Source organism: Amycolatopsis sp. cg9 (assembly GCF_041346945.1).
In the GTDB taxonomy this organism is placed as follows: Bacteria; Actinomycetota; Actinomycetes; order Mycobacteriales; family Pseudonocardiaceae; genus Amycolatopsis.
In genome coordinates this window covers 3270691-3294014 of sequence record NZ_CP166850.1, presented here as the reverse complement: position 1 = coordinate 3294014, position 23324 = coordinate 3270691, and the positions used below count along the sequence as shown (strand labels likewise).

At 71.4% G+C, this 23324-nt stretch carries 21 protein-coding genes; 6 read left to right on the top strand and 15 right to left on the bottom strand.

The window, feature by feature from the left end:
- Position 1: 1 nt before the first annotated feature.
- Both rpsI and rplM read right to left on the bottom strand, forming a co-directional pair.
- Positions 2-523, bottom strand: a complete 522-nt coding sequence (rpsI, locus tag AB5J73_RS15855) for a 30S ribosomal protein S9 (protein ID WP_086857630.1) — start codon at positions 521-523, stop codon at positions 2-4.
- 14 nt (positions 524-537) lie between these two features.
- The gene (gene rplM / locus AB5J73_RS15850) at positions 538-990 is read right to left on the bottom strand and encodes a 50S ribosomal protein L13 (protein WP_086857631.1); all 453 of its coding nucleotides are present in this window, start codon (positions 988-990) and stop codon (positions 538-540) included.
- A gap of 260 nt (positions 991-1250) precedes the next feature.
- Between rplM and AB5J73_RS15845 the strand changes: the two genes are divergently transcribed.
- Both AB5J73_RS15845 and AB5J73_RS15840 read left to right on the top strand, forming a co-directional pair.
- Positions 1251-2144, top strand: coding sequence for a hypothetical protein (locus tag AB5J73_RS15845; protein WP_370970436.1), 894 nt, complete (start codon positions 1251-1253; stop codon positions 2142-2144).
- 29 nt (positions 2145-2173) lie between these two features.
- Entirely contained in the window at positions 2174-2908 is a 735-nt protein-coding gene (locus AB5J73_RS15840; RefSeq protein WP_370970435.1) for a DUF4333 domain-containing protein, read from the top strand.
- 78 nt (positions 2909-2986) lie between these two features.
- On the opposite strand, the gene AB5J73_RS15835 is transcribed toward AB5J73_RS15840, so the two are convergent.
- The 5 genes from AB5J73_RS15835 to eccCa all read right to left on the bottom strand — a co-directional run bounded on the left by AB5J73_RS15835 (position 2987) and on the right by eccCa (position 10379).
- The gene (locus AB5J73_RS15835) at positions 2987-3280 is read right to left on the bottom strand and encodes a WXG100 family type VII secretion target (protein WP_086857634.1); all 294 of its coding nucleotides are present in this window, start codon (positions 3278-3280) and stop codon (positions 2987-2989) included.
- Positions 3281-3336: 56 nt separating this feature from the next.
- Positions 3337-3657, bottom strand: coding sequence for a WXG100 family type VII secretion target (locus AB5J73_RS15830; protein ID WP_290058923.1), 321 nt, complete (start codon positions 3655-3657; stop codon positions 3337-3339).
- A 254-nt stretch (positions 3658-3911) separates the two neighbouring features.
- Positions 3912-4259 carry a hypothetical protein gene (locus AB5J73_RS15825; protein ID WP_370970434.1) on the bottom strand — a complete coding sequence of 116 codons (348 nt, stop codon included), beginning with the start codon at positions 4257-4259 and terminating at the stop codon, positions 3912-3914.
- 11 nt (positions 4260-4270) lie between these two features.
- Entirely contained in the window at positions 4271-6262 is a 1992-nt protein-coding gene (locus AB5J73_RS15820; protein WP_370970433.1) for a type VII secretion-associated protein, read from the bottom strand.
- Positions 6263-6365: 103 nt separating this feature from the next.
- Complete coding sequence (eccCa, locus tag AB5J73_RS15815) at positions 6366-10379, bottom strand: type VII secretion protein EccCa (RefSeq protein WP_370970432.1); 4014 nt, start codon at positions 10377-10379, stop codon at positions 6366-6368.
- Positions 10380-10852: 473 nt separating this feature from the next.
- Between eccCa and eccD the strand changes: the two genes are divergently transcribed.
- Together eccD and AB5J73_RS15805 are read left to right on the top strand one after the other, a co-directional pair.
- Entirely contained in the window at positions 10853-12217 is a 1365-nt protein-coding gene (gene eccD, locus AB5J73_RS15810) for a type VII secretion integral membrane protein EccD (protein WP_370970431.1), read from the top strand.
- 20 nt (positions 12218-12237) lie between these two features.
- Positions 12238-13839, top strand: a complete 1602-nt coding sequence (locus AB5J73_RS15805; RefSeq protein WP_370970430.1) for a S8 family serine peptidase — start codon at positions 12238-12240, stop codon at positions 13837-13839.
- Between the two features lie 42 nt (positions 13840-13881).
- Here AB5J73_RS15805 and AB5J73_RS15800 read toward each other — a convergent pair whose 3' ends face one another.
- The 3 genes from AB5J73_RS15800 to eccB form a co-directional block, all read right to left on the bottom strand.
- Positions 13882-14946 (bottom strand): WXG100 family type VII secretion target, encoded by a 1065-nt coding sequence (locus AB5J73_RS15800; RefSeq protein ID WP_370970429.1) that lies wholly within the window; start codon positions 14944-14946, stop codon positions 13882-13884.
- Positions 14943-15263 carry a hypothetical protein gene (locus AB5J73_RS15795; RefSeq protein WP_370970428.1) on the bottom strand — a complete coding sequence of 107 codons (321 nt, stop codon included), beginning with the start codon at positions 15261-15263 and terminating at the stop codon, positions 14943-14945. The genes AB5J73_RS15800 and AB5J73_RS15795 overlap by 4 nt, the downstream gene beginning before the upstream one ends.
- Positions 15264-15325: 62 nt before the next feature.
- Positions 15326-16963 carry a type VII secretion protein EccB gene (eccB, locus tag AB5J73_RS15790; RefSeq protein WP_370970427.1) on the bottom strand — a complete coding sequence of 546 codons (1638 nt, stop codon included), beginning with the start codon at positions 16961-16963 and terminating at the stop codon, positions 15326-15328.
- 663 nt (positions 16964-17626) lie between these two features.
- On the opposite strand from eccB, the gene eccE reads away from it, so the two are divergent.
- Positions 17627-18808: a type VII secretion protein EccE gene (eccE, locus tag AB5J73_RS15785; RefSeq protein ID WP_370970426.1), complete on the top strand. Its 1182-nt coding sequence runs from the start codon at positions 17627-17629 to the stop codon at positions 18806-18808.
- Positions 18805-19524 carry a hypothetical protein gene (locus AB5J73_RS15780; RefSeq protein WP_086862313.1) on the top strand — a complete coding sequence of 240 codons (720 nt, stop codon included), beginning with the start codon at positions 18805-18807 and terminating at the stop codon, positions 19522-19524. The genes eccE and AB5J73_RS15780 overlap by 4 nt, the downstream gene beginning before the upstream one ends.
- A gap of 63 nt (positions 19525-19587) precedes the next feature.
- On the opposite strand, the gene truA is transcribed toward AB5J73_RS15780, so the two are convergent.
- From truA to rpsK, 5 genes are all read right to left on the bottom strand, one after another.
- Positions 19588-20418, bottom strand: coding sequence for a tRNA pseudouridine(38-40) synthase TruA (gene truA, locus AB5J73_RS15775; protein WP_370973167.1), 831 nt, complete (start codon positions 20416-20418; stop codon positions 19588-19590).
- Positions 20419-20491: 73 nt separating this feature from the next.
- Positions 20492-21052, bottom strand: coding sequence for a 50S ribosomal protein L17 (gene rplQ, locus AB5J73_RS15770; RefSeq protein ID WP_370970425.1), 561 nt, complete (start codon positions 21050-21052; stop codon positions 20492-20494).
- A 41-nt stretch (positions 21053-21093) separates the two neighbouring features.
- A complete protein-coding gene (locus AB5J73_RS15765) occupies positions 21094-22164 on the bottom strand; it encodes a DNA-directed RNA polymerase subunit alpha (protein WP_004558887.1) in 1071 nt (356 codons plus the stop codon).
- Between the two features lie 105 nt (positions 22165-22269).
- Positions 22270-22875: a 30S ribosomal protein S4 gene (gene rpsD / locus AB5J73_RS15760; protein WP_160695227.1), complete on the bottom strand. Its 606-nt coding sequence runs from the start codon at positions 22873-22875 to the stop codon at positions 22270-22272.
- 23 nt (positions 22876-22898) lie between these two features.
- Positions 22899-23306, bottom strand: coding sequence for a 30S ribosomal protein S11 (rpsK, locus tag AB5J73_RS15755; protein ID WP_004558885.1), 408 nt, complete (start codon positions 23304-23306; stop codon positions 22899-22901).
- Positions 23307-23324: the final 18 nt, after the last annotated feature.

Below are 23324 nucleotides of genomic sequence, written 5' to 3'. Positions count from 1 at the left end.
ATCAGCGCTTGCTGTACTGCGGGGCCTTGCGGGCCTTCTTGAGGCCGTACTTCTTCCGCTCCGTGGCGCGCGCGTCACGGGTCAGGAAGCCGGCCTTCTTGAGGGCCGGGCGGTCGTCGGCGTCGACCTCGATGAGCGCACGGGCGATCGCGAGGCGCAGCGCGCCCGCCTGGCCCGAAACGCCGCCACCGTGCAGGTTGGCGAAGATGTCGAACGAGTCCGGCTTCTCGACCAGGACCAGCGGGTCCTTGATGAGCTGCTGGTGCACCTTGTTCGGGAAGTACTCCTCGAGGGTGCGGCCGTTGAGCTTGAACTGCCCGGTGCCGGGCACGACCCGCACGCGGACGACGGCTTCCTTGCGGCGGCCGACGGTCTGCGCGTTGCCGCCGGCGGCACGCGACGGCCGCGGCGCGGCCTCCGACTCGCTGGTGGCGACCGGGGTCTCGCTGGTGGCCACGGCGCCGGTCTCGGTCGCCTCGGTGGCCTCAACGACCTCGGGGGTCTCGGTCTCGGTGCTGGTCACAGACTGTTCCTCACTCACTGCGCGACCTGCGCGATCTTGGTGATCTCGCGCACCTGCGGCTGCTGCGCGGTGTGCGGGTGCTGCGGGCCTGCGTACACCTTGAGCTTCTTCGCCTGGGCGCGGCCGAGCTTGTTCTTCGGCAGCATGCCCTTGACGACCTTTTCGACAAGGTGCTCGGGCTTGGTGTCCAGCAGCTCGCCGAACGAGCGCTTCCGCAGACCGCCCGGGTAACCGCTGTGCCGGTACGCGAACTTCTGCTCGCGCTTGTTTCCGGTGAGCGCGACCTTCTCGGCGTTGACGATGATGACGAAGTCACCGGTGTCCACGTGCGGGGCGTAGGTCGGCTTGTGCTTACCGCGCAGCAGCGTGGCGACCTCGGTCGCGAGCCGGCCGAGCACGACATCCTCGGCGTCGATCACGTGCCAGGCACGAGTGACGTCGCCGGGCTTGGGGCTGTACGTGGGCAAGGGTCTACCTCGTCGTCAACATTGCGTGTGGGTTCTGTGCGGGCCTAGCGCTGATGCGCCGCAACGCACAACGACATATGAAGATACCCCCACGTCCACCGCGCCCGTGCATCGGGGGTGGGTGGGAGTGCCCATACTAGGCTTCCACCGGCCCGGGCGCAGCCGGACTCTACCCGGTTTTCCGGCCGAACCGCCTGCACGCGTCGCCACGACACGCGAGGATGGGACCATCCGGGCGGCACACGCGAGCAGGGGACGGCATGAGGAAACGACCGACGGCGACCTTCGTCCTGGGTGCCCTCCTGGCCCTGGTCAGCGCCTGCGGCCAGGCGAAGGCGGGCACCGCGCTGGCGAAGGGCGACGACGCCGCGGACTACGTCGGCGGCAAGTTCGAGCAGGTGATCGGCAAGCTGAGCGACGCCATCACCGACACGCGCGACGTCACCAACTCGCTGGACGCCTACTTCAAGTTCGACGACAAGTGGATCCACAGCACGGTGACGTCGGCCCGCACCGGCAGCCCGGAGAGCCGCGCGGTGCGGCACCGCTCGCAGAAGAACCCCGACGAGATCATCGACACCTACACGCCGGCGGACGGCACGGTCGAGTACACCTACCTCGGCCCGATGTACGTCCAGAAGGGCGTCTCGCCGACGGCGTGGGTGTCGATGCCGAAGCCGGAGGCCGGGCTGGTCCAGCCGTGCGTCTGGGGCGGCGTGCTGACGCCGTGCCGGATGGCTGACTCGACCATCGCCGCCTACCAGGCCGACAAGCGGGCCGTGCGCGGCGCCAAGAGCCTCGGCGACGGCAAGACCGCGCTGACGGTCACCGTGCCGTTCGAGGTCTTCGTCAAGAACCGGGTCGAGATCCTGCCGAAGAGCATCACCGACCAGATCGGGCCGGAGCTCAAGAAGGCGCCGGTCCCCGCGACGATCACGCTGAACCCGGACGGCAGCCTGGTCTCGTTCGGGATGGAAGCCAAGTTCTCCGGCGACGGGCACAACCTCGAGCTCAAGTACGACTTCCGGTTCACCGGCAAGGCGAGCCTCCAGGACATGCCGAAGCTGCCGGACGCGTCCCAGATCACCGTGCTGCCCGACCGAGCGGCCATGAACGAGTTCTACCGCAAGCTCGGCGAAGCCCAAGGCAGCTGAAGCGTGACCACGACCCGAGGTGAGCTCCGATGACCCAGCCGCCGGACCAGCAGCAGCCGCAGTGGTGGCAACCGCAGCCACAGCCGAACCAGCAGGCCGGCCAGCCCGCCTGGCAGCCCGAGCAGCAGGCGACCGGCCCGCACGCCGGGCAGTGGCAGCAGCAGAACGCCGACCCGGGCACGGGGTCCTACACGGGCCAGTGGAACCAGGGGCAGCAGCCCGGCACGAGCGGGTCGTTCTCGGGGCCGTGGCAGCCCGGGGCGCCGGGCAGCGGCCCGTGGCAGCCGCCGTCCCAGCCGACGCCGCAGCAGCCGGGCACGCCCGGCGGTGGCTGGCCGGCGCAACCCGCGCCGGGGCAGCCGGGTCAGCCAGGGCAGCAGTACGGCGGCGGGTTCCAGCCGACGCAGTACGGCGGGCTCGGCGCGTTCGCCGCGGAGCCCGAGAAGAAGCCGAAGTCCAAGAAGCCGGCGCTGATCGCGGGCGCGGCCGTCCTGGTGCTCGTCGTCGGCGGCGGAACGGCGTGGCTGCTCGGCGCGTTCCGCGGGGACGTCCTCGAGCAACAGTCCCTTCAGGACGGTGTGGTCAAGGTCCTCAACGAGAACTACGGCGAGCCGGACGTGAAGGACGCGCAGTGCCCGGCGAACGAAGCCGCCCGGAACGGGACGACCTTCGACTGCACCGTCACGATCGGCGGGCAGGCGAAGAAGGTGACCGTGCGGGTGCTCAACGACCGGCCGGAGTACGAGGTCGGCGCCCCGCACTGAGTTTTCCCCGCCGCACAACGGAAAACGGCGGGCCCCGCACCGGAGTGCGGGCCCGCCGTGGTTTCCGGGGCTAGCGGCTCAGAACAGGCCCTCGACGGCCTTGTCCGTGCTCTGGTAGCCGTCGGCGATCTGCGGCAGGGCGGCGGCGATCTGCGCCAGAACCTGCTTCAGGTCTTCGAACTTCTGGTCCCAGTTGCGCTGGGCCTGGTCGTACTGGTCCTTCGCGGCACCGGTCCAGGTGGTGACCAGCGGCTTGAGGTCGTCCTTCAGGCGGTCGAAGGCCTGCTGCAGCTCGTTGCCGGTGGTGCTGCAGTCTTCGGCGGCCGCGTGGATGGTGGCGTAATTGACGACAATGCCGGCGCCATCAGGCATGGTGTGCTCCTTTTGAGAATGCGGAAGTCAGGTGGTCTTTGGGTGAACGGGGTGGGTCAGCCGAGCCGGTCGAAGCCGCGGTTGACGGCCTGCATGATCTCCTGCTGCTGCTGCTCGGAGCGCTCGTATTTCGAGCCGGCTTCCTTGAGCAGCTCCGCGATCTTCTGCAGGGCCTGGTTCATGCCGCGGGCGTCCTCGTCGAAGCGCTGCATGACGTGGTCGAACGCCTTCTGCGCCTCGCCCTGCCAGCCGGCGCGGGTGGCCTCGATGCGGTCGCGCAGCGTCGAGAGGTTGGCGTCCATGCTGGCGCGCACCTCGGTGACGCGGCCTTCGGCCTCGGTGAACTGAGCCGGTGTTCCCTGGAATCCGACAGTCATGCCGGAACCCCCTTCGCAAGATTGATGGTCGTCCGTACCAGGCTTGTTCGTTTGTACGGCCCTACGACGCAGACATTGCCATGCCCGGTTCCCCCTTGTCGTGGTTTGCCGGCAAGTAGTTGCTTGCGTTAACGCTCCCCGCGGGAACCGCTCGCCGCGGGTATTCGGCCGGCGCACCGGCCCGGCGAAGCGTCACCCGAAAATGTGTTCTCTACCAGCGGGGTTAGCACACGCACAGCGACCGCCGGGCGCGCTCACTGATCGCGTTTCATGATTCGCATCTGGGAAAAGTCTTCGTCTTCGTCACCCGATCGAGGGGTCCGGGCCGGGGGTTGCGAAAGCGAAGGAACCGGATCGGGAACCGCCGGGACGGCCAGGCCGCGGGCGCGGCGGAACCGTTCGGCGGCGGCGCGCAGCGCACCGGGCGTCGGGTCGCCGGACTTCGCGTCCCGGCCGCTGCGCTTCAGCAGCTCGGCGTTTTCGCTCCGGCGCCGCTGGTTGCGCGCCTTCGCGTTCCCCGCGACGCGACGGGCGTGCGTCACCGCGTCCTGCCCGGTCCGCTTGAAGGACGCCGCGGCGCTTTCGAATTCTTCGGACGGCACCGCGTGCTCTCTCAGTTGAGGATTTCGACCGTGGACACGGCTTGCGTGCACGCGACGGCCACCCGGTCCCGCAGCTGGGCCGTGGCGTACTGGCAGCCGATGTGCACCCGCACCTTGCCCTTCGCCACGACGTACCAGTCGACCTGGAGATCCGGCCGGTCCGGTTTGCTTTCGTGGTAACCGATCACGGTCCGGCCGGCGTAGGTCAGGTTCGGCGTGAACGCGCTCCAGCGCTCGGTGTCGGCGTCCGCGCTGCGCTTGAGCTCGTCGACCAGCTTCTGCGGATCGGCGGTCGCGTCGTAGTCCATCACGTATTCCTGCGCGACGAGCAGGTCGTTGCCGTCGCGGGACTCCTGCGGGTGGATCACCACCTGCCGGTCGGCGACCCGGTCGTCGGTCTGGACCCAGTCCCCCGGCGAAACGAACTTGAAGTCGTACTGCGAAAGCGTGCGGCCGGTCGCGGCGTCGTTCCCGGAGCTCTTGAAAACGAAGATGCCGGCGACGACGAGCGCGGCCACGACGACCACCGCGATCCCGACGACGCCCCACAGCTTCCGCTTGCTCTTCCCCGCCGGTTCCGGCGTGGACCGCACCGGCGGCGGGCCCGGCTGGGCGGGCTGCCCGGCGGGCGGGGTCCACGGGCGGGCCGCGGGCTGCCCGTGAGGCGGCGACGGCGGCGGCCCCTGGCGGTTCGGGAACCCGCCCGGCGCGGGCGGCGTGCGCGGCGGGACCGGTGCCTGGCGCGGGGCGACGTCGCCGGGCCGGACGACCTCCGTGCGCTGCGCCGCCGGGCTGTGGGCGCCGCCCGGCACCGCGCCGAGCCGCGCCATCGTTTCGCCGGGGAGGGCGCCGGTGCGGTCCGGGTCCACCAGCACCGCCCGCAGCGCACCGCGCGCCACGACCGTTTCGGGCTGGTCGAGGCTCGTCGGCACGACGCCGGTGCGCTCGTGCACCAGCCGCGAGATCATCGGGATCCGGCTGGACCCGCCGACCAGGAAGATCGCCGTGAGCTGCTTCGGCCGCAACCCCGCGTCGCCGATGGCCGCGACGGTCAGCTCCACCGCGCGGCCCAGCGGCGCGGCGATCAGCCGCTCCAGGTCCTCGCGGGTGACGTGGGCGTCGGCGAACGGCGGCGGCATCGGCACGTCCGTGTAGGCGTGCCGCGAAAGCGTCTCCTTCGCACCCCGGACGTCCTGGCGCAGCACGCGCCGGCGGCGCCGGTCGACCAGCTCGCGTCCCTCGACGAGCTGGCGCCACGCGTCCGGGTCCGCGGCGGCCACCAGCGAGCCGACGTGCTCCAGCAGCGCCTGGTCGATGTCCGCGCCGCCGAACCCGGGGTCGCCCCGGGTGGCGAGGACCTGGAACCCGCCGCGCTGCGGCCGGCCGGCGCGGTCCCGCGCGGTCTCCGGCGGCAGCCGCCGGACCACGCTGACGTCGACCGTGCCGCCGCCGAGGTCCAGCACCGCGAGCGCGTCGCCGGGGCGGCCGCTGAACTCGACGGTGCGATCGTTCGTGACGTCCTGCGGTGCGAACGTCGCCGCGTGGTAGACCGCCGCCGCGACCGGCTCGGGCACCAGCGCGACCTCGCGCGCCAGCCCGCCCGCCGCCTGCCGCAGCAGCCGGGTGCGGATCGCGCCCCAGTCCGCGGGGTGGGTCAGCACCAGCAGGTCGATCTCGGCGTCCCCGGCGAGGCGGCGCGCCTCGGCCACCGCGCGACCCAGGACGGCGTGCACGACGTCGGTCACCCGCAGGACGCTATCCCCGAGGAGCAGCTCGCCTTCGTCGATCCGCCGCTTCGGGTTGGGCTCGTACCGCGACGGGTCGACGGCCGCCTGCCGCTCGGCCTCCTGGCCGACGAACAGGGTGCCGTCCGCGGCCGCGAACACCGCCGACGACATCAGCGGCTGGCCGTCGATCACCACGACCTGCGGCTCGCGCCCGTTCACCGAGGCGACGACGCAGGTGCTCGATGTCCCGAAGTCCACCGCAACCCGGACCGTCACCAGCAGCTCCCGCACATTTCGTCGCGATCCCCCACACCCCGCCGGCGGGGCGCCTCCACGGGGAGGAACCTACCTCCCGCCGCGAGGCGTCCCGCCGCCGTCCTCAGTCGGGCTGGATCCACGACACCTGGATGAGCTGCTTGCCGTTCTTCCGGGTGAGCAGGTTGCCCCGGCCCGGCGGCATCGCGCTCGGCTTGATGTTGCCGACCAGCGCGCCCTCGTCGCGGGAACCGTTCATCACCATGCCCGGCGCCGCGATCTCCTTGAGCTTGCCGATGATCGGGTCGTACATCGCCTTGCTCGCACCACCGGTGCGCCGCACGACCACCAGGTGCAGGCCGACGTCCTTCGCCTGGGGCAGGAAGTCGGAGATCTTCCGCAGCGGGTTGGTCGTCGACGTGGCCACCAGGTCGTAGTCGTCGACCAGGATGAACAGCTCCGGGCCCTTCCACCAGGACCGCGTCTTCAGCTGCTCCTGGGTGACGTCCGGGCCCGGCAGGCGCCGCGTCATCGAGTTGAAGACGTCGCCGACCATGCTCTCCAGCTGGTTCGCCGACACCGCGTACCCGAGCAGCGCGTCGCCCTGGACGAAGCCGAGCATCGTGCGCCGGTAGTCGACGAGCAGGATGAGCGCTTCCTGCGACGTGTACCGCTCCGAGATGCCCCGGGCGATCTGCCGCAGCAGGTTCGTCTTGCCCGACTCGCCGTCCGCGAACGCGTAGAAGTGCGGCTCGGCGTTGAAGTCGAGGTAGATCGGCTGCAGGTCTTCCTCGTTGACGCCGATCGGGACCAGCTTCGAGTCCCGCGCGCTGTCGAGCTTGAGCACCTCTTCGTAGGTGATCATCTCCGGCAGCAGGCGGACCTGCGGCGCGACGCGGCCGCGCCAGGCGCCCTTGATCTTCGCCACCGCGTCGGCCACGCCCGCCGCGATCGTCTCCGGGTCGCTGGAGCCGTCGATCCGCGGGAGGCCGCCCAGCATGTGCAGCTTCTCGCGGGTCAGGCCGCGGCCCGGCCGCCCGGCCGGGATGTTGACCGCGACGCGGCGGTCGATGTCCGACTCGGTCGGGTCACCGAGGCGCAGCTCGAACCGGGTGCCCAGCATGTCCTTGATCGCCGGCCGGATGTCCGCCCACCGGTTGGCGGCCACGATGACGTGCACGCCGTAGGACAGCCCCTGCGTGGCCAGCCGGGTGATCGTCGTTTCCAGCTCTTCGAAGTCGTCGCGCAGGGCCCGCCAGTTGTCGACGACGAGGAAGGCGTCGCCGAACGGGTCCTGGTCCGGCCGGATCTCGCCGCGGCGCTTCCGGTTGCGGAACTCGGTCATCGAGTCGATGCCCATCGCGCCGAACCGGCCTTCCCGCTCGGTGAGCAGGGTGGTCAGCTCGGCGACGATCCGGCGGGCCTTGTCCGGCTCGCGCCGCGCCACCGCGACCCCGCCGACGTGCGGCAGGTCGGCCAGCCCGGTCAGCGTGCCACCACCGAGGTCGAGGCAGTAGAACTGCGCTTCCTCGGGGGTGTGCGTGAGCGCCATCGACATGATCAGCGTCCGCAGCATGGTCGACTTGCCCGACTGCGGGCCGCCGACGATCACGCCGTGGCCGGACGCACCGGAGAAGTCCGCCCACAGCGGGTCGCGCCGCTGCTCGTACGGCCGGTCGATGATGCCGAGCGGCACCTGCAGCCGCCCGTTGCCGAAGAAGCCGACCGGGGACAGGCCGCGGTCGTCGGTCGGGTTCAGGTTCGGCAGCAGCGTGTCGAGCGAGTTCGGGTCCTTCAGCGGCGGCAGCCACACCTCGTGCGCCGGCGGGCCCTGCCCGACCAGCCGCGAGACGATGACGTCCAGCTCGCTGGGTTCGACCGCCTCTTCGGACTGCCGCTGCTCTTCCTTCGGGGCTTCCTCGATGAACTGCGGCTCCGGCTCCTTCGGCAGTTCGACGAAGTCCGGGACGAACAGCTGCGGCCGCTTGTCCGCGCGGACCACGGTCGCCGCCGGGCCGGCCGCCTTGAGACCGGCGGGGCGGTACGGGCCCGAGACGTAGGACGCCTTGAACCGCACCAGCGTCGAGGTGTCGTACTTCAGGTAGCCACCACCGGGGACCGACGGCAGCTCGAACGCGTCCGGCACGCCGATCGCGGCGCGGGACTCCGCCGCCGAGAACGTCTTGAGGCCGATCCGGTACGACAGGTGCGAGTCGAGGCCGCGCAGCTTGCCTTCCTCGAGGCGCTGCGAGGCGAGCAGCATGTGCATCTGCAGCGACCGGCCCAGCCGGCCGATGGCGACGAACAGGTCGATGAAGTCCGGCTTCGCCGACAGCAGCTCGGAGAACTCGTCGCAGACGATGAAGAGCGCGGGCAGCGGGTCGAGGTCCGCGCCGTTCTCGCGGGCCTTCTCGTACTCCCAGACGTTCTTGAAGTTGCCGCCGTTCTTCAGCGCTTCCTGGCGCCGGTTCATCTCGCCGGCCAGCGCGTCCTTCATGCGGTCGACCAGCGTGACCTCGTCCGCGAGGTTGGTGATGACCGCGGAGACGTGCGGGGCCTTGTCCAGGCCCATGAACGTCGCGCCACCCTTGAAGTCGACGAGGACGAAGTTGAGCGTGCTCGACGAGTGCGTGGCCAGCAGGCCCAGCACCAGGGTGCGGAGGAACTCGGACTTGCCGGAACCGGTGGCGCCGATGCACAGGCCGTGCGGGCCCATGCCCTCGGCGGCGGCTTCCTTGATGTCCAGCTCGACCGGCTGGCCGTACTCGCCGACGCCGAACGGGACGCGGTAGCGGTCGCGGATCGGCCGCGGCCGCCACGCCTGCTGGACGTCGAAGGTCATCGGGTCGCCCGGGATGCCGAGCAGTTCGAGCAGCGACGGGTTGGACAGCAGCGGCTCTTCGTCGCCGACGTCCTGGCCCGCCGCCCCGCCGACGCGGTACGGCGAGATGAGCCGGGCCAGCGACTCGGTCTCCACCAGGCTCAACGTGTCGGGGCGGCCGAACCACTCGACACCGCCGGCGCTGCGGGCGCCGAGCCGGTCGGCCTCCACGACGAGCCGGAGGCCGCGGCGGGCGGCGAGGTTGCCCAGCGAGTCGGACAGGTCGATCAGCGTGACGCCGACCAGGCCCTCCTCGAGGACGATCTGCTCTTCGCGGGTGACCTCGGCGTCGTCGATGATGATGACGACGTGCGGCTGGTCCGGCGCCGGCGTGGCGTTGCGGGAGAACCGCTGGCGGTCACGGAGTTCTTCGTCGAGCCAGTTTTCGATCTGGGCCAGCGAACCGGCCATCATGCGGAGCTGGCCGATGCCGTCCGACAGCGTGGGGTGCTGGGCGTGCGGCAGCCACTTCGCCCACTCCCACTCCTCCTTCGCGCGGCCCGCGGTGGCGACCGCGACCAGCACGTCGTCGGGGCTGTGGAAGGTGACCATCTGCGCGAGCATCGCGCGGGTGAGGCCGCGGGTCAGCGCCCGGTCGCCCTGCATGCTCACCGCGGCGAACCCGCGGAGGGTGATCTGGGTCGGCAGGTCCGGCACGATCGAGTGCGCGCGCACGAACCGGCGCAGCGCGAGGGTGGCGATCGGCTCCAGCTCGTCGACCGGCCCGGTCTGCGGCGGGACCAGCCGCGTCGCGAGGCGGTGCGAGCTGCGCCCGACGCGCAGGTGCAGGAAGTCCTGGTCGTTCTGGCGGCGCTCCCACATCCGGCGGCTCGCGGCCAGCGACCACAGCGACTGCGGGTCGGGGTGCACCCACTCGAGCGCGGCGCGCTGGTCGACCATCGCCTCACGGGCGCGGTCGCGCATCTGGCCCAGGTAGCGGAGGTAGTCCTTGCGGTCTTCGTCCATCTCGGCGCGCTTGGCGCCGCCGCCCTTGCCACCGCCGCCGGCCATCATCCCGAGCGTCCCGACGACCATCATGCCGCCCATGGCCATCATCATCGGGTTCCGGTTGCTGGCCTGGAACATGAAGACCATCATCCCGAGCGACGCGACGATCATGACGACCGGAAGCGCCTTCATCACGATGTTCCCGGGGATGACCCGGGGCACCTCGGGCGGCGGCTCGAGGTGCACCTCACCGCCCGGTGGGCGCGGTGCCGCCAGCCGCGGCGACTTCTTGAACTGCAGCGTGCTCATCGAAGGACCCCTCATTCAAACTCGACGATGGCTGCCACCGCTTTGGTGCGCAAGGTGCGCGGATCAACCTATCGAACGCCGCGGCGGAATTCCGGCGGATGCCGTAACGCCCTCGTGAACCCGGTCCGACCTCGCCAGGCGAGTGTACGGCGCGGCACCGACAGTAACGCCGCCGTCCGGTCGCCGACCTGCGTTCGCCGGACGCCCGGATGCCGGCGGCACTCGGAGCCGCTGCTCGGCGCCGCGACCGCTCCCGTCGGACGCGGTGAACGACCCTTTCACCGCACCGGACGTCATGAACGACCCGTTCATGACGTCCGCGGCCCGGACCACCGGTGACCTGAGCTGGGCCCGGCGGTGAATTTCGGACGTTCGGTGATGCGGGCACCGCGGTCCGGTATAAGTTCCCCCGGGAGCAGTCTCAACCGAGCGGGGGCAGTGCAGTGGCTACGGGCACGACAGTTTTCAGCAGGGTGACGGTCGTCGCGCCCTCCACGCGGATCGACGTGGCGCTGCCCGCCGACGTCGCGGTGGCCGACCTCCTGCCGATGCTGCTGGACATGGCCAAGGAGACGTCGCCCGACGGCGGGGCCCGCCACGGGGGCTGGGCGCTCGCCAAGCTCGGGGACGCGCCGCTCGACCCGAGCCGGACGCTGGCCTCGCTCGGCGTCGTCGACGGTGAGCTGCTGCAGCTGCGCAAGCGCAACGAGAACCCGCCGCCACCGCTGTACGACGACGTCGTCGACGCGATCGCCGAGTCCTCCCCCGACAGCTTCCGGCCGTGGACCAAGGAGACGGCGAACCGCTTCGGGCACGTCGCGGGCGGGCTGGCGCTGGTCGTCGCCGCCGTCGCGCTGTTCATGAGCGGCTCCTTCTACGGCGGCAGCGCGCTCGGCGCGGCCATCGCGGGCGGCATCGGCGCGATCGCGTGCGTCGCGGTCGGCGCCACGCTCGCCAAGGGCTACCAGGCGGAAGCGACCGGCGTGCTGATCGCCGCGGCCGGCGGCCTCCCACTGGCCTTCGTCAGCGGCTTCTACATCGTGCCCGGCCTGTCCCTGCGGGCGAACCTGCTGCTCGGCGCGGTCCTCGTGATCATCGTCGCGTCCGTCTGCATCATGGTCATCGGCGCCGGCATCACGACGTTCATCGCGGCGGCCACCGCCGGCACCTTCGGGGCGCTGGCGTTCCTCTTCGGCACGCTCATCGCGCACCCGGCGGCCGGCATCGCGGCCGGCACCGTCGCGGTCGCCCTCGCCTGCATCTCCATCCTGCCGCGCGCCACGATCTGGCTCGCGAAGCTGCCGCTGCCGCACGTCCCGAGCAACGCGGAAGAGCTGAAGGAAGACTCCGGCTTCCCCGACTACCGGGCGATCGAACGCCGCACGGCGGTCGCGCACAACTACATGACCGGCCTGATGGTCGGCTGCGGCGCCACGGTCGCCATCTCCGCGGTGATCGCCGCGAGCGCGCCCGGCGCGTTCGGGATCATCCTCGGCGTCGTCGCGACGCTCGTCCTGCTGCTGCGCGCCCGCGCGTACGCCAACGGCAGCCAGGCCATCGCCCTGCTCACCACCGGCCTGGTCTCGGCGACCGGGATCGGCATCGGCTGGCTGGTCTCGGCGAGCGCCCAGAACCGCCTGCTCTACGTCTTCGGCGCGCTGATCCTGCTCGCCGCGGGCGCGCTCGTGGTCGGCGTGATCTTCCCGAACCAGCGCTTCTCGCCGCCGCTGCGCCGGACCGTGGAGATCATCGAGGCGCTCTGCATCGCGTCGGTGCTCCCGCTCGCCCTGGGTGTGATGGACCTCTACACCACCCTGCGGCACCTGAACTTCAAGTGACCGGATCGGGTGAATCTCGGATGTCAGTGGCACGGCGGACCACGACGGCTTTGCTGGCCGGCACGATCGGCGTCCTGTCGCCACTGGCGATCGCGGTGCCGGGGTGGGCGCAGACGGCGGCCGACGGCTACTTCGCGACCCCGCCGCCGGTCGACCCGGGCAAGCTGATCCCGGACGAGCGCAAGCCGGACAAGAGCTACAAGCAGTCGAAGGGCTGCGTGCAGCGCAGCCTCGGCGAGAACATCGTGCTCAAGAACCGGCCGTGGGGCCAGGAGTACCTGCAGATCTCCAAGGCGCAGGACATCGTCAAGGCGGCCACCGGCGGCGGCGCGGGCAAGGGCGTCCGGGTCGCGGTGGTCGACACCGGCGTGACGCGGCACCCCTGGCTGCCCAACCTCCTGCCCGGCGGTGACTACGTCGCCCCGACGACGAAGAACCAGCCGCCGGGGCTCGAGGACTGCGACGGCCACGGCACCGAGGTCGCCGGGATCATCGCGGGCAAGCCGGACAACCCCGAGGTCGGGTTCGTCGGCGTCGCCCCGGACGCGACGATCGTGTCCTACCGCCAGCTGAGCGAGAACTACGAGCCCAACACCGAGACGGCGGCACCGCCGCCGTCGTCCAGCACCGGGGGCACGCCCTCGTCGAGCACCAACCCGCCGTCCGGGTCGGAATCGTCGCTGCCGCCCAGCGGCGGTGGTGGCGGGAGCAGCGAAGGCGATCAGACCTCGCCCGGGCAGTCCAACGGCGGGCGCCAGCTGGAGAAGGCCGGCACCGCGGGCACGCTGAAGACGCTGGCCGAGATCATCCGCGGCATCGCCGAGCGCAACGAAGCCGACATCATCAACATGTCGGTCGACAACTGCCGTCCGGCGACCGGGTCGATCACCGAAGGCGAGCAGCAGGTCCAGGCCGCCGTGCACTTCGCGGCGGAGAAGGGCGTCGTGATCATCGCCGCCGCGGGCAACGCGACGGACACCTGCCCGCAGAACGACCAGCCCGACGCGAAGAAGCCGAAGACGATCGTGACGCCGCCGTGGTTCGCCGACGACGTCCTGTCGGTGGGCGCGATCGACGAAACCGGCGGCGTGGCCGCGTTCAGCGTGCACGGCCCGTGGGTCGGGGTCGCGGCACCCGGCACGAAGATCATTTCGCTCGACCCCGCCGAAGGCTCCAACGGCCTGGCGAACCTGACGTTCGAAAGCGGCGACAAGGCCAGCGAGATCCAGGGCACCAGCTTCGCGGCGCCGTACGTCGCCGGCCTGGCGGCGCTGGTCAAGGCGAAGTTCCCGAACCTCGACGGGCGGGGCATCGTCAACCGCATCAAGGAGACGGCGCAGCACCCGGCCGCACCGGGCGGGCGGGACAACTTCGTCGGCTTCGGCGTGATCGACCCGGTGGCCGCGCTGACGGCGACCCTCCCCTCCGAGGTCGGCGGCATGGCCCCGATCCCGTCCCAGCAGATGGCCCAGCTGCCCCCGGCGAACGACCGCAGCTCGACCCCGGTGATCGTGGCGCTGGCGGGGACCGGCGGTGGTGTGGTGGCGCTGCTGATCACGCTGTTCGTGATGCACACGATCCGCCGCAACCGCCCGGCCGAAACCGGGCCGGCCCGCCGCTGACGACGGCCCGTGGCCCGCGCTTCCCGCGCGGGCCACGGGAAATCACTGCGCCGGCGGCTTCTTCTGGTCCTGCGCCGGCTTCTCGTCTTCGCCGATCACCGGCGGGGCGACCAGCCCGGGCTCGCCCAGCAGCTCCGACGGCTTCGTCACCGGCCGCGTCTTCGGCTGACGCCGGCCCTGGCCACCGCCGCCGAACGCGCCGAAGCCCATCATCGGCATCATCGGGACACCCGACGTCGTCTGGTTCGCCGCGTGCTCCGGGGCGGGCGCGGGCGGCGGGGCGTCGGCGGGCTGCGCGGTGTCCGGGGTGCCCGCGCCGGTGTGCTTCGGCTCGGCCGAAGACGGCGACGTGACCTCGTCCGAAGCCCCGGCCGACGACGGCGTCGTCGCTTCCTCGGCCGCGGCGTCGTTCAGCGCGCCGTCGTGCAGCTTGAACCGCTCCTGCGGGTACCGGTGCCGGATCTCGATGCTCCGCGAAGCCGCGTCGGGGTCGTCGACGCCGTCGCAGAGCCGGTCGAACGCCTCCATCACGTCCCGCGCGGTCTCGTACAGCGCCTTCGCCGACTCCTGCGTCTCCGCCAGCTGGGCCCGCGCCCGCCGGGCGCCGCCGCTCGGGAGGAGCATCGTCTCCGACGTCAGGTCCGCCGTGTCCACCAGGACTTCGACGAGGTCGACGACGACGTGGCGGACCGACTCGACCAGCTCGTCGAGCGCGCCCGCCAGGACGTTCAGCGCTTCCTCGAGGTCGCCGCCCGCAGCGCCGATTTCGCGGATGTAGGCCACGAACGAGTCCGCGTCGCGCCCCTCCCAGCCCGCGTCGAGGCGGCCCAGCTGGTCGTCGAGCCGCGAGGAGACCTCGGCCGCGACGGACGCCGCCTGGCGCAGGCGGTCCGCTTCGGCGCCGAGGTCGGCCCAGCGGCCGATCAGCGGGCGGAAGTACGTCTCGACGGGATCGAGGACACCCAGCTGCCGGGCGAGGTCGGTGAGGTAGCCCAGGTACGGCTCGGCCGCCGCGGTGATGTCCTCGCCCTGCGGCACGGCCACCGCGACCGGCTGCTGCTTCGCCAAGGGGTGCGGGATGGACTCGGTCGAGCTCTCGGCGATCATCCTTCGAGCCTCCCGGCCCGCTTGATCAGCTCGGCGGCGTCGGCGTCCTGGCCGTCGTGGCGCACCGTGACCTGCCGCAGCGCCTCCGCGGCCGAGCGCAGCGCTTCCGCGCCGTCGGTCAGCTGCCGCCGCAGCGCCCCGGCCGCGCGCCCGTACGACGCGCCGAGGCCGATCCCGGCCCCCAGCGGCCCGTAGGACTCCGCGGAAACGCCTTCGCCCCCGATCTCGCCCGCCGCCGCGTCCAAGTCGCCTGCGGCCGCCTCGGCCGTCTTGGCGTACTCGGCGACGACGACGCCGTCCATCCTCAAGCCGGCCACGGCACCTCCGCTCAGCTGTTGCGTGTGGGCGTGTGACGCCCGCGGCGGACCGGCGGTTCCGGTCAGTTCCCCGCCGGGGCGGTCGGCGTCGCGAACGAGCCGGCGTTCGGGTCGATCGGCACGGAGTCGAACTGCTTGCGCACGTCCTGGGTGTTCAGCGACGCCCCGGTCGGCAGCAGCCCGATGACCGACTCGGGCGCGGGCTGCCGGTTGTTCAGGCCGATCGCGTCCGCCGTCGCCGCGTCCGGGACGCTGTAGCGGATCCCCCGGTCGGAGATCAGCTGGATGGCGCCCTTGCCGAAGCTGTCCTTGCCGGTCGCGGACTGGACCACCGCGGCGAAGCCCGGCTTGAGGTAGAAGCCGTTGATCGGCACGCGGTTCGGGCCCGGCGTGGTCACCGTCATCGGGGTGAACTTGTCGCCGGTGCCCTTCTGGCCCGGCAGCTGCGTGTCGACGTACACCGAGGTGTGCGCGTCCCGGTCGGTGCCGGACCCGACCAGGGACCAGCCCAGGCAGGCGACCGACGAGTTCTTCGTCGCGTCGAGGACCGTCGGGACCGACCGCGGGAAGTCGTCGACCGCGATGTAGTCCTTGTCGGTGGGCTGCAGCACGCGCACACCGGCCAGCTTGTCCAGGCCGAGGACCTGGATCCGGCCCGCGCTGCCGTTCTTCGCGACGCGGATGATGTCGGCGACCGCGTTGGACACCTTCTGGATGCCGGTGGTCGTGATCGCCCAGTAGTCCGGCTGCGCGCCGGTCGGCTGCGTGGAGAAGACGTCGCCGGCGGTCAGGCCGTCGAAGTCGGCCGGGGCCTGGCCGCTCGGGATCTGCGGCGGCGACAGCTTCGCGACCTCCGGGATCGCGTTCAGCAGGCCCGGCGTGATCTTCCGCGCCGTCGGCGGCAGCTGCAGCGCCGTCCGGACGGCGTCGTTGGCGTTGTCGACGTCGATCTCCGCGCGCACGGTGTTGGCGTTCGGCCGGTTCCGCGAGCTCGGCAGGCGGTAGACGAGGTAGGTCTTGCCGTTGTCGGCCTTCGCCAGCAACGCCTCGTTCTCACCCAGTTCGGTGCCGAGCCCGGACGGCGCGATGCCGCCGAAGACGTAGGTGTTGGTCCTGCCGGTGTCGGGGTTCGGCAGTGACGTGTCGAGCTGGACCTGGTCGCACACCGCCCAATTCGGGGAAATGCGCTGCGAATCCGACGGGATCAGCTGCGGGCCGTCCGGAATTCCGGTGAGTTTGTCGCGCGGAATGGACTCCAGCTGCGCGTCCGAAACGACCGTGGGGTTCTTCACACTCGCCGGGCTCGCCGCCGCGGGCGCGGCCGGTGCCGCGGTCGCGCCGCCGCTGCCCGCGCTCGACTGCTTCTGCTGCGCCAGCAGCAGGAGGCGCGCGGACGCGAGGTTGAACGTGGGGATGAGCCTCTTCGGGTTGCCCGTCACGACGTACACCGTGCCGGACTGCTCGCCGATCACGATGTTCCCGGCCTCGGGCACCGAAGGCGCCGGGCTGAGCAGGCCCCAGACGACGAACACGATCATGCCCAGCGCGCCCAGCACGACCCCCACGATGGTGGCCCTCGTGTGGGTGCGCATCGGGTCGTGCAGCATCACGGCGTCCCGCCGGACCAGCGCCGACTGCATCCTCCGTAGGACGAACTGATACGCCTGAACCTGAGACTTAGTCGTGGGTGTTGATGGCATTCTCGACCTACAGCTCTCCCCGTCGCGGTACGGTTCCGCAGGATAGCCGTACGGGGACCGTCTGGTGTGGGGTTTCTACCAACTCAAGCTAGTGTCGGACACCCCGGGACCCGGCTTCCGGGTACGCAGCAAGCACGAGGGGAAGAGAAAGCGCGGATGTCCGTCACCAACCCTCCACGTCCGCCTGGCCCGCCCGGGCCCCCGCCGCCCGGCCGCCAGCCGGGCCCGCCGCCGCGTCCGGTGAGACCCGGTGGTCCCGGTGGCCCCGGAGGCGTCCCCGGTGGACCTGGCGGACCCGGTGGGCCCGGTGGGCCCGGTGGCGGTCCCGGTGGCCCGGGCGGTCCCGGCATGCCCCCGCGTGGTCCTGGTGGTCCCGGTCCCGGTGGTCCCGGCCCCGGTCCCGGTGGGCGGCCCGGCGGCCCCGGTCCTGGTGGCCCTGGTGGGCCTGGCGGCCCGGGTGGTCCCGGTGGCGGCGGTCCCGGTGGCCCGGGTGGTCCCGGTGGCGGCGGTCCCGGTGGCCCCGGCGGTCCTGGTGGGCCTGGCGGCCCGAGCGGCCCGCAGGGACCCGAAGACAGCGGCAGCCCCGCTCCCCCGTCCGGCGCGACGCGGCTGGCCCCGCCGGCGCGGCGCCGCTCGTCCGGCGTCAACCTCGGCCCGCTCCCGGTGGCGAACCTCGTCGTGCTCGAGGTCGGCCTCGCGATCGGGCTGGTGCTGCTCGCGATCGACATGTCGCTCAAGTACGTCGGGATCGGCATCGTCGGCTTCGCCCTGATCGTCGCGCTGCTGCGCTGGCGCGGCCGCTGGTTCACCCAGTGGATCGGCCTCACGATGCGCTACTCGTTCCGGTCCCACGACCGGACCGCGAACCCGCTGCCGCCGAGCACCGTCGAGGAGCTGGCGGCCGAAGAGACCACGGTGACCGGCCCGGACGACGCCCGCGTGAACCTGCTCCGCATCGCGGTGCCGGACCTCGTCGTGGCGCACGGCGTCGACCACGAGCGCCAGCAGGTCGGCCTCGCCTGGAACGACGGCACGTGGACGGCGGTGCTGCTCGTCGAGCCGACGCCGGCGCTGATCACCCAGGCCGGCGGCGCGCCCAGCCTGCCGCTGTCGGCGCTCGCCCCGTGCCTCGAAGACCGCGGCGTCGTGCTCGACTCCATCCAGATGATCTGGCACTGCTACCCGGGCAGCGCGGCGCTGCCGTCGGACTCGCCGGCGCTCAGCTCCTACATGGAGGTGCTGGGGCCGCTGCCCGCGGCGGCGCGGCGGACGACGTGGGTCGCGATCCGGCTGGACCCGAAGCGCTGCCCGGCGGCGATCCGGGAGCGCGGCGGCGGCGTCGTCGGCGCCCACCGCGCGCTGATCGGCGCGCTTTCGCGGGTGCGCAACGCGCTCGAGTCGCAGGGCGTGCCGACGCGGCCGCTCGACCCGGACGAGCTACTGCGGGCCGGCATCTCGGCCGCCGAGCTCACCGCCGTCGCCGGTTCGCCGAACAAGGTCACGCTGCAGGAACGCTGGTCCGGCGTGACCGCGGCCGGCATCGGCCACGCGAGCTACGCGATCACCGGCTGGCCGAAGGGCAAGATCTCCGGCAGCCTCGACGCGCTGACGAGCGTCCGCGCGCTGTCGGCGACGCTCGCCATGTCGATTTCCCCGGCGTCCGACGAAGGCAAGATCGGGCTGCGCGGCGTGGTCCGGGTGAGCGCGCGCAACCCGCGTGAGCTCGACGCCGCCGACCAGCGGCTGAACGCGCTGTCCGAGCGGCTGGGCGTGGACCTGACGCCGTTGCGCGGGCTGCAGGTTTCCGCGTTCGCCGCGACGCTGCCGATCGGAGGTACGGCATGACTTCCCGCGTCCGTGACGCCGGGCAGAACACCGGGGTCTCGCCGGAGTTCACCGTGGACCCCGCGATGCTCGACGCGATCAGCCCCTCGGGCGACCGCGGCGGCATCGTGCTCGGCTCGGGCCTCAAGGGCGAGCCGCTGACGATCTCGGCGCTGCGCTCGACCCCGACCCGGATCGTGCTCGTGGGCGGGCTCTACCTGGCCCGCCAGGTGGCGATGCGCGCGATGGCGGTCGGCGCGTGGGTCGTGGTGGCGACGGGCCGCCCGACGGAGTGGCAGGTGCTGTCCCGCGCGGCCGGCAGCCGTGACGGACGGCCGTCGCCGCTCGTGCAGATCCGCCGCCTGTCCCCGGTCGAGCTCCCCCGCCCCTCGGAGGACGCACCGCTGCTGGTCGTCACCGACGGCGGCCCGACCCCGCAGGACCTGTTCCCCCCGCGGTCGCCGTGGCAGACGACGATCTACGTCCTCCCGTACCTGCACCCGCAGGCGGGCGCGACGGCCAACGCGGCGGACCTGGTGCTGATGCAGCGCCTCCCGGCGGGCCAGGCCGAGCTGGCGGCCCGCATCTGGCGCCTCCCGCCGCAGATGATGCGGCAGCTGACGACGTTGAAGGACGACCAGGTGGTGGCACTGGGCCGCAACCTGTGGCGCCCCCTGCGCCTGGTCACGACGGGCAAGGAGCAGCAGCTCCTGGGCCCGGTCCGCCGCGGCGACTGAAGTCCTTTCCGGACAGCCGAAAGCGGGTGGCTTCCCCTCGGGGAGCCACCCGCTTTTCGTTGGTCAGAGTGAGGTGCGGACGTTCCTCGTCTGCTCAGCCCGTGCAGCGAGTTCCTCGTCCGGCGGGTAATCCACGCCCAGGAGCGTCAAGCCGTGGGCCGGGGCCACCGCGCTGTCGCGGATGCCGCTCTCCAGCACCTTCGACGGCCATGCGTCGGTCCGGCGGCCGTCGCCGACCAGCAGGAGCACGCCCACCAGGCTGCGGACCATCGAGTGGCAGAACGCGTCCGCCGAGACCTCGACCTCCAGCAGGTGCTCGTCCACCCGCTTCCACTCCAGGCGCTGCAGTTCGCGGATCGTCGTGCCCGTGTCGCGCTGCTTGCAGTACGCCGCGAAGTCGTTGAGCCCCAGCAGGCCGGCGGCCGCCGCGTTCATCGCGTCCGTCGACAGTGGACGGTTCCAGGCCAGGGTGTCGTGGCGGCGCAACGGGTCGACGCCCCACGGTGCGTCGGAGACCCGGTAGCGGTAGTGCCGCCGGATCGCCGAGAAGCGCGCGTCGAAGCCCGCCGGGGCGACGCGGGCGCCCAGCACCCGGACGTCGCCGGGCAGGAGGCGGTTCCAGCGGCCCGCCATGCGGGTCAGGTCCGGGATGCCTTCGGGGGACACGGGAATCCGGCCCGCGGCGCCCGGGGCGAGCGGCACGACGTCGACGTGCACCACCTGCCCGGTCGCGTGCACTCCGGCGTCCGTGCGGCCCGCCACGACCACGGACTTCGGCACGGACGCCCCTGGCGGCTGGCGTTGCAGCGCGTCCTCCAGCAGCCCCTGGACAGTCCGGCGGCCCGGCTGGCGAGCCCAGCCCGAGAAGTCCGTGCCGTCGTAGGAGACGTCCAGGCGCAGACGAACGAGCCCGCCCTCCCCAGCGGGAGTGGCGGGCTCGTCCGGTGTCGAATCGGCCGTCAGGACGTCAGTCCTTCTTGGCGTCCGCGTCCGCGTCGTCCGAAGCCGGAGCCTCGGTCTCGGCGGCGGTGTCCTCGGCCTTGGCCTCCTCGGCAGCCGGAGCCTCCTCGGCGGCGGGCGCCTCGGTGGTCTCCTCGGCGACCGGAGCGGCGGCCTTCTCGTCCTTGGCGAACTTCGTCTTGCGAGCGCGCTCGGCTTCCGAAGTCACCGTCTTCTCGGCCACCAGCTCGATGACGGCCATGGCGGCGTTGTCGCCCTTGCGCGGCATCGTCTTGGTGATCCGGGTGTAGCCGCCCGCCCGCTCCGCGAAGTGCGGACCGATCTCGGCGAACAGCTTGTGCACGACGTCCTTGTCACGGACGACCTTCTGCACCTGACGGCGGTTGTGCAGGTCGCCCCGCTTCGCCTTCGTGATCAGCTTCTCGGCCAGCGGGCGGACCCGCTTCGCCTTCGCCTCGGTCGTCGTGATCTTGCCGTGCTCGAACAGCTGCGTGGCCAAGTTGGCCAGGATCAGCCGCTCGTGCGCGGACGACCCGCCGAGCCGGGCTCCCTTGGTAGGGGTGGGCATTGGTTCTCCTAGTTCAGCTCACAGCGTCCAGGCTCAGCGCCTCAGAGCTGCTCGGTCTCTGCGTAGTCCTGGCCATCGTCGTGGCCGTCCGAAATCCCGTCGGCGATGCCACCGACACCCTCCGACCAGCCTTCACCGTCGTAGCTGGCGGCCGCCGCGGTCGGGTCGAACCCGGGCGGGCTGTCCTTCAGCGCGAGGCCGAGGCCGACGAGCTTGAGCTTGACCTCGTCGATCGACTTGGCGCCGAAGTTGCGGATGTCGAGCAGGTCCGCCTCGCTGCGCGAGACGAGCTCGCCCACCGTGTGGATGCCCTCGCGCTTGAGGCAGTTGTACGACCGGACGGTGAGGTCCAGGTCCTCGATCGGCATCGCGTAGGCGGCGATGGTGTCCGCCTCCTGCGGCGACGGGCCGATCTCGATGCCCTCGGCGTCGACGTTCAGCTCGCGGGCGAGACCGAACAGCTCCACCAGCGTCTTGCCGGCCGACGCGACCGCATCGCGCGGCGTGATCGACGGTTTGGTCTCGACGTCCAGGATCAGCTTGTCGAAGTCGGTGCGCTGCTCGACACGGGTGGCCTCGACCTTGTAGGTCACCTTGAGCACCGGCGAGTAGATCGAGTCGACCGGGATCCGGCCGATCTCCGCGCCCGCCTGCTTGTTCTGCAGGGCCGGAACGTAACCGCGGCCGCGCTCGACGACGAGCTCGATCTCGAGCTTGCCCTTGCCGTTCAGCGACGCGATGTGCAGATCCGGGTTGTGCACGGTGACACCCGCCGGCGGCACGATGTCGGCCGCCGTGACCTCACCCGGGCCCTGCTTGCGCAGGTACATGGTGACCGGCTCGTCCTCTTCCGAGGACACCACGAGCTCCTTGAGGTTCAGGATGATGTCGGTGACGTCTTCCTTCACCCCGGGAACGGTGGTGAATTCGTGCAGCACGCCGTCGATGCGGATGCTCGTCACGGCCGCGCCCGGGATGGACGACAGCAGCGTACGACGCAGCGAGTTGCCGAGCGTGTAGCCGAAGCCGGGCTCCAGCGGTTCGATGGTGAACCGGGAGCGGGTCTCGTTGACCGTCTCTTCGCCGAGAGCCGGCCGCTGGGAAATCAGCATTCTTCCAAATTCCTTTCCAGACGACGCCCGCCATATGACGTCGAAGGGATGGCGCGGCGGCGGCGCACCTGTTGCGCCGCCGCCCGTATTCCGACCGGGGCCGGACTACTTCGAGTAGAGCTCGACGATCAGCTGTTCCTGAACCGGAACGTCGATCTGCGCACGCTCCGGCAGCTGGTGGACCAGCACGCGGAGGTTGGACTGGACGACCTGCAGCCACGCCGGGATGGGGCGCTCGCCGAAGGACTCCTTGGCCACGACGAAGGGCAGCATCGCGAACGACTTCGGCCGCACGTCGATGATGTCCCACTTGGTGACCTGGTAGGACGGGACGTTGACCTTGACGCCGTTGACCAGGAAGTGGCCGTGGCTCACCAGCTGACGCGCCTGACGGCGGGTGCGGGCGATGCCGGCGCGGTAGATCACGTTGTCCAGGCGGGACTCGAGGATCTGCAGCAGGTTCTCACCGGTCTTACCGGGACGCCGGACGGCTTCCTTGTAGTACCGGACGAACTGGCGCTCGAGAACGCCGTAGGTGTAGCGAGCCTTCTGCTTCTCCTGCGACTGCAGGAGGTACTCGGACTCCTTGATGCGCCCGCGGCCGTGCTGGCCCGGCGGGTAGGGGCGACGCTCGAAAGCCTGGTCGCCGCCGATGAGGTCAACCTTGAGGCGACGCGAAATACGCGTCGCGGGGCCGGTGTAACGAGCCATTTCTTCTTACTCCTCCCCGTTCCTCAGACCCGGCGCCGCTTGGGCGGGCGGCAGCCGTTGTGAGGCTGCGGGGTCACGTCCTGGATGGTGCCGACCTCGAGGCCGGCCGCCTGCAGCGAGCGGATCGCCGTCTCGCGGCCCGAACCCGGGCCCTTCACGAAGACGTCGACCTTCTTCATGCCGTGCTCGGCGGCCTTGCGGGCAGCGTTCTCGGCGGCCATCTGCGCGGCGAACGGGGTGGACTTGCGCGAGCCCTTGAAGCCCACGTGACCACTCGACGCCCACGCGATCACGGCACCGGTCGGGTCCGTGATCGAGACGATGGTGTTGTTGAAGGTGCTCTTGATGTGCGCGTGACCGTGCGCGACATTCTTCTTTTCCTTGCGGCGGACCTTCTTGGCCCCGGCCGCAGTACGAGACTTCGGTGGCATGTTCTGAGGGTTCTCCTG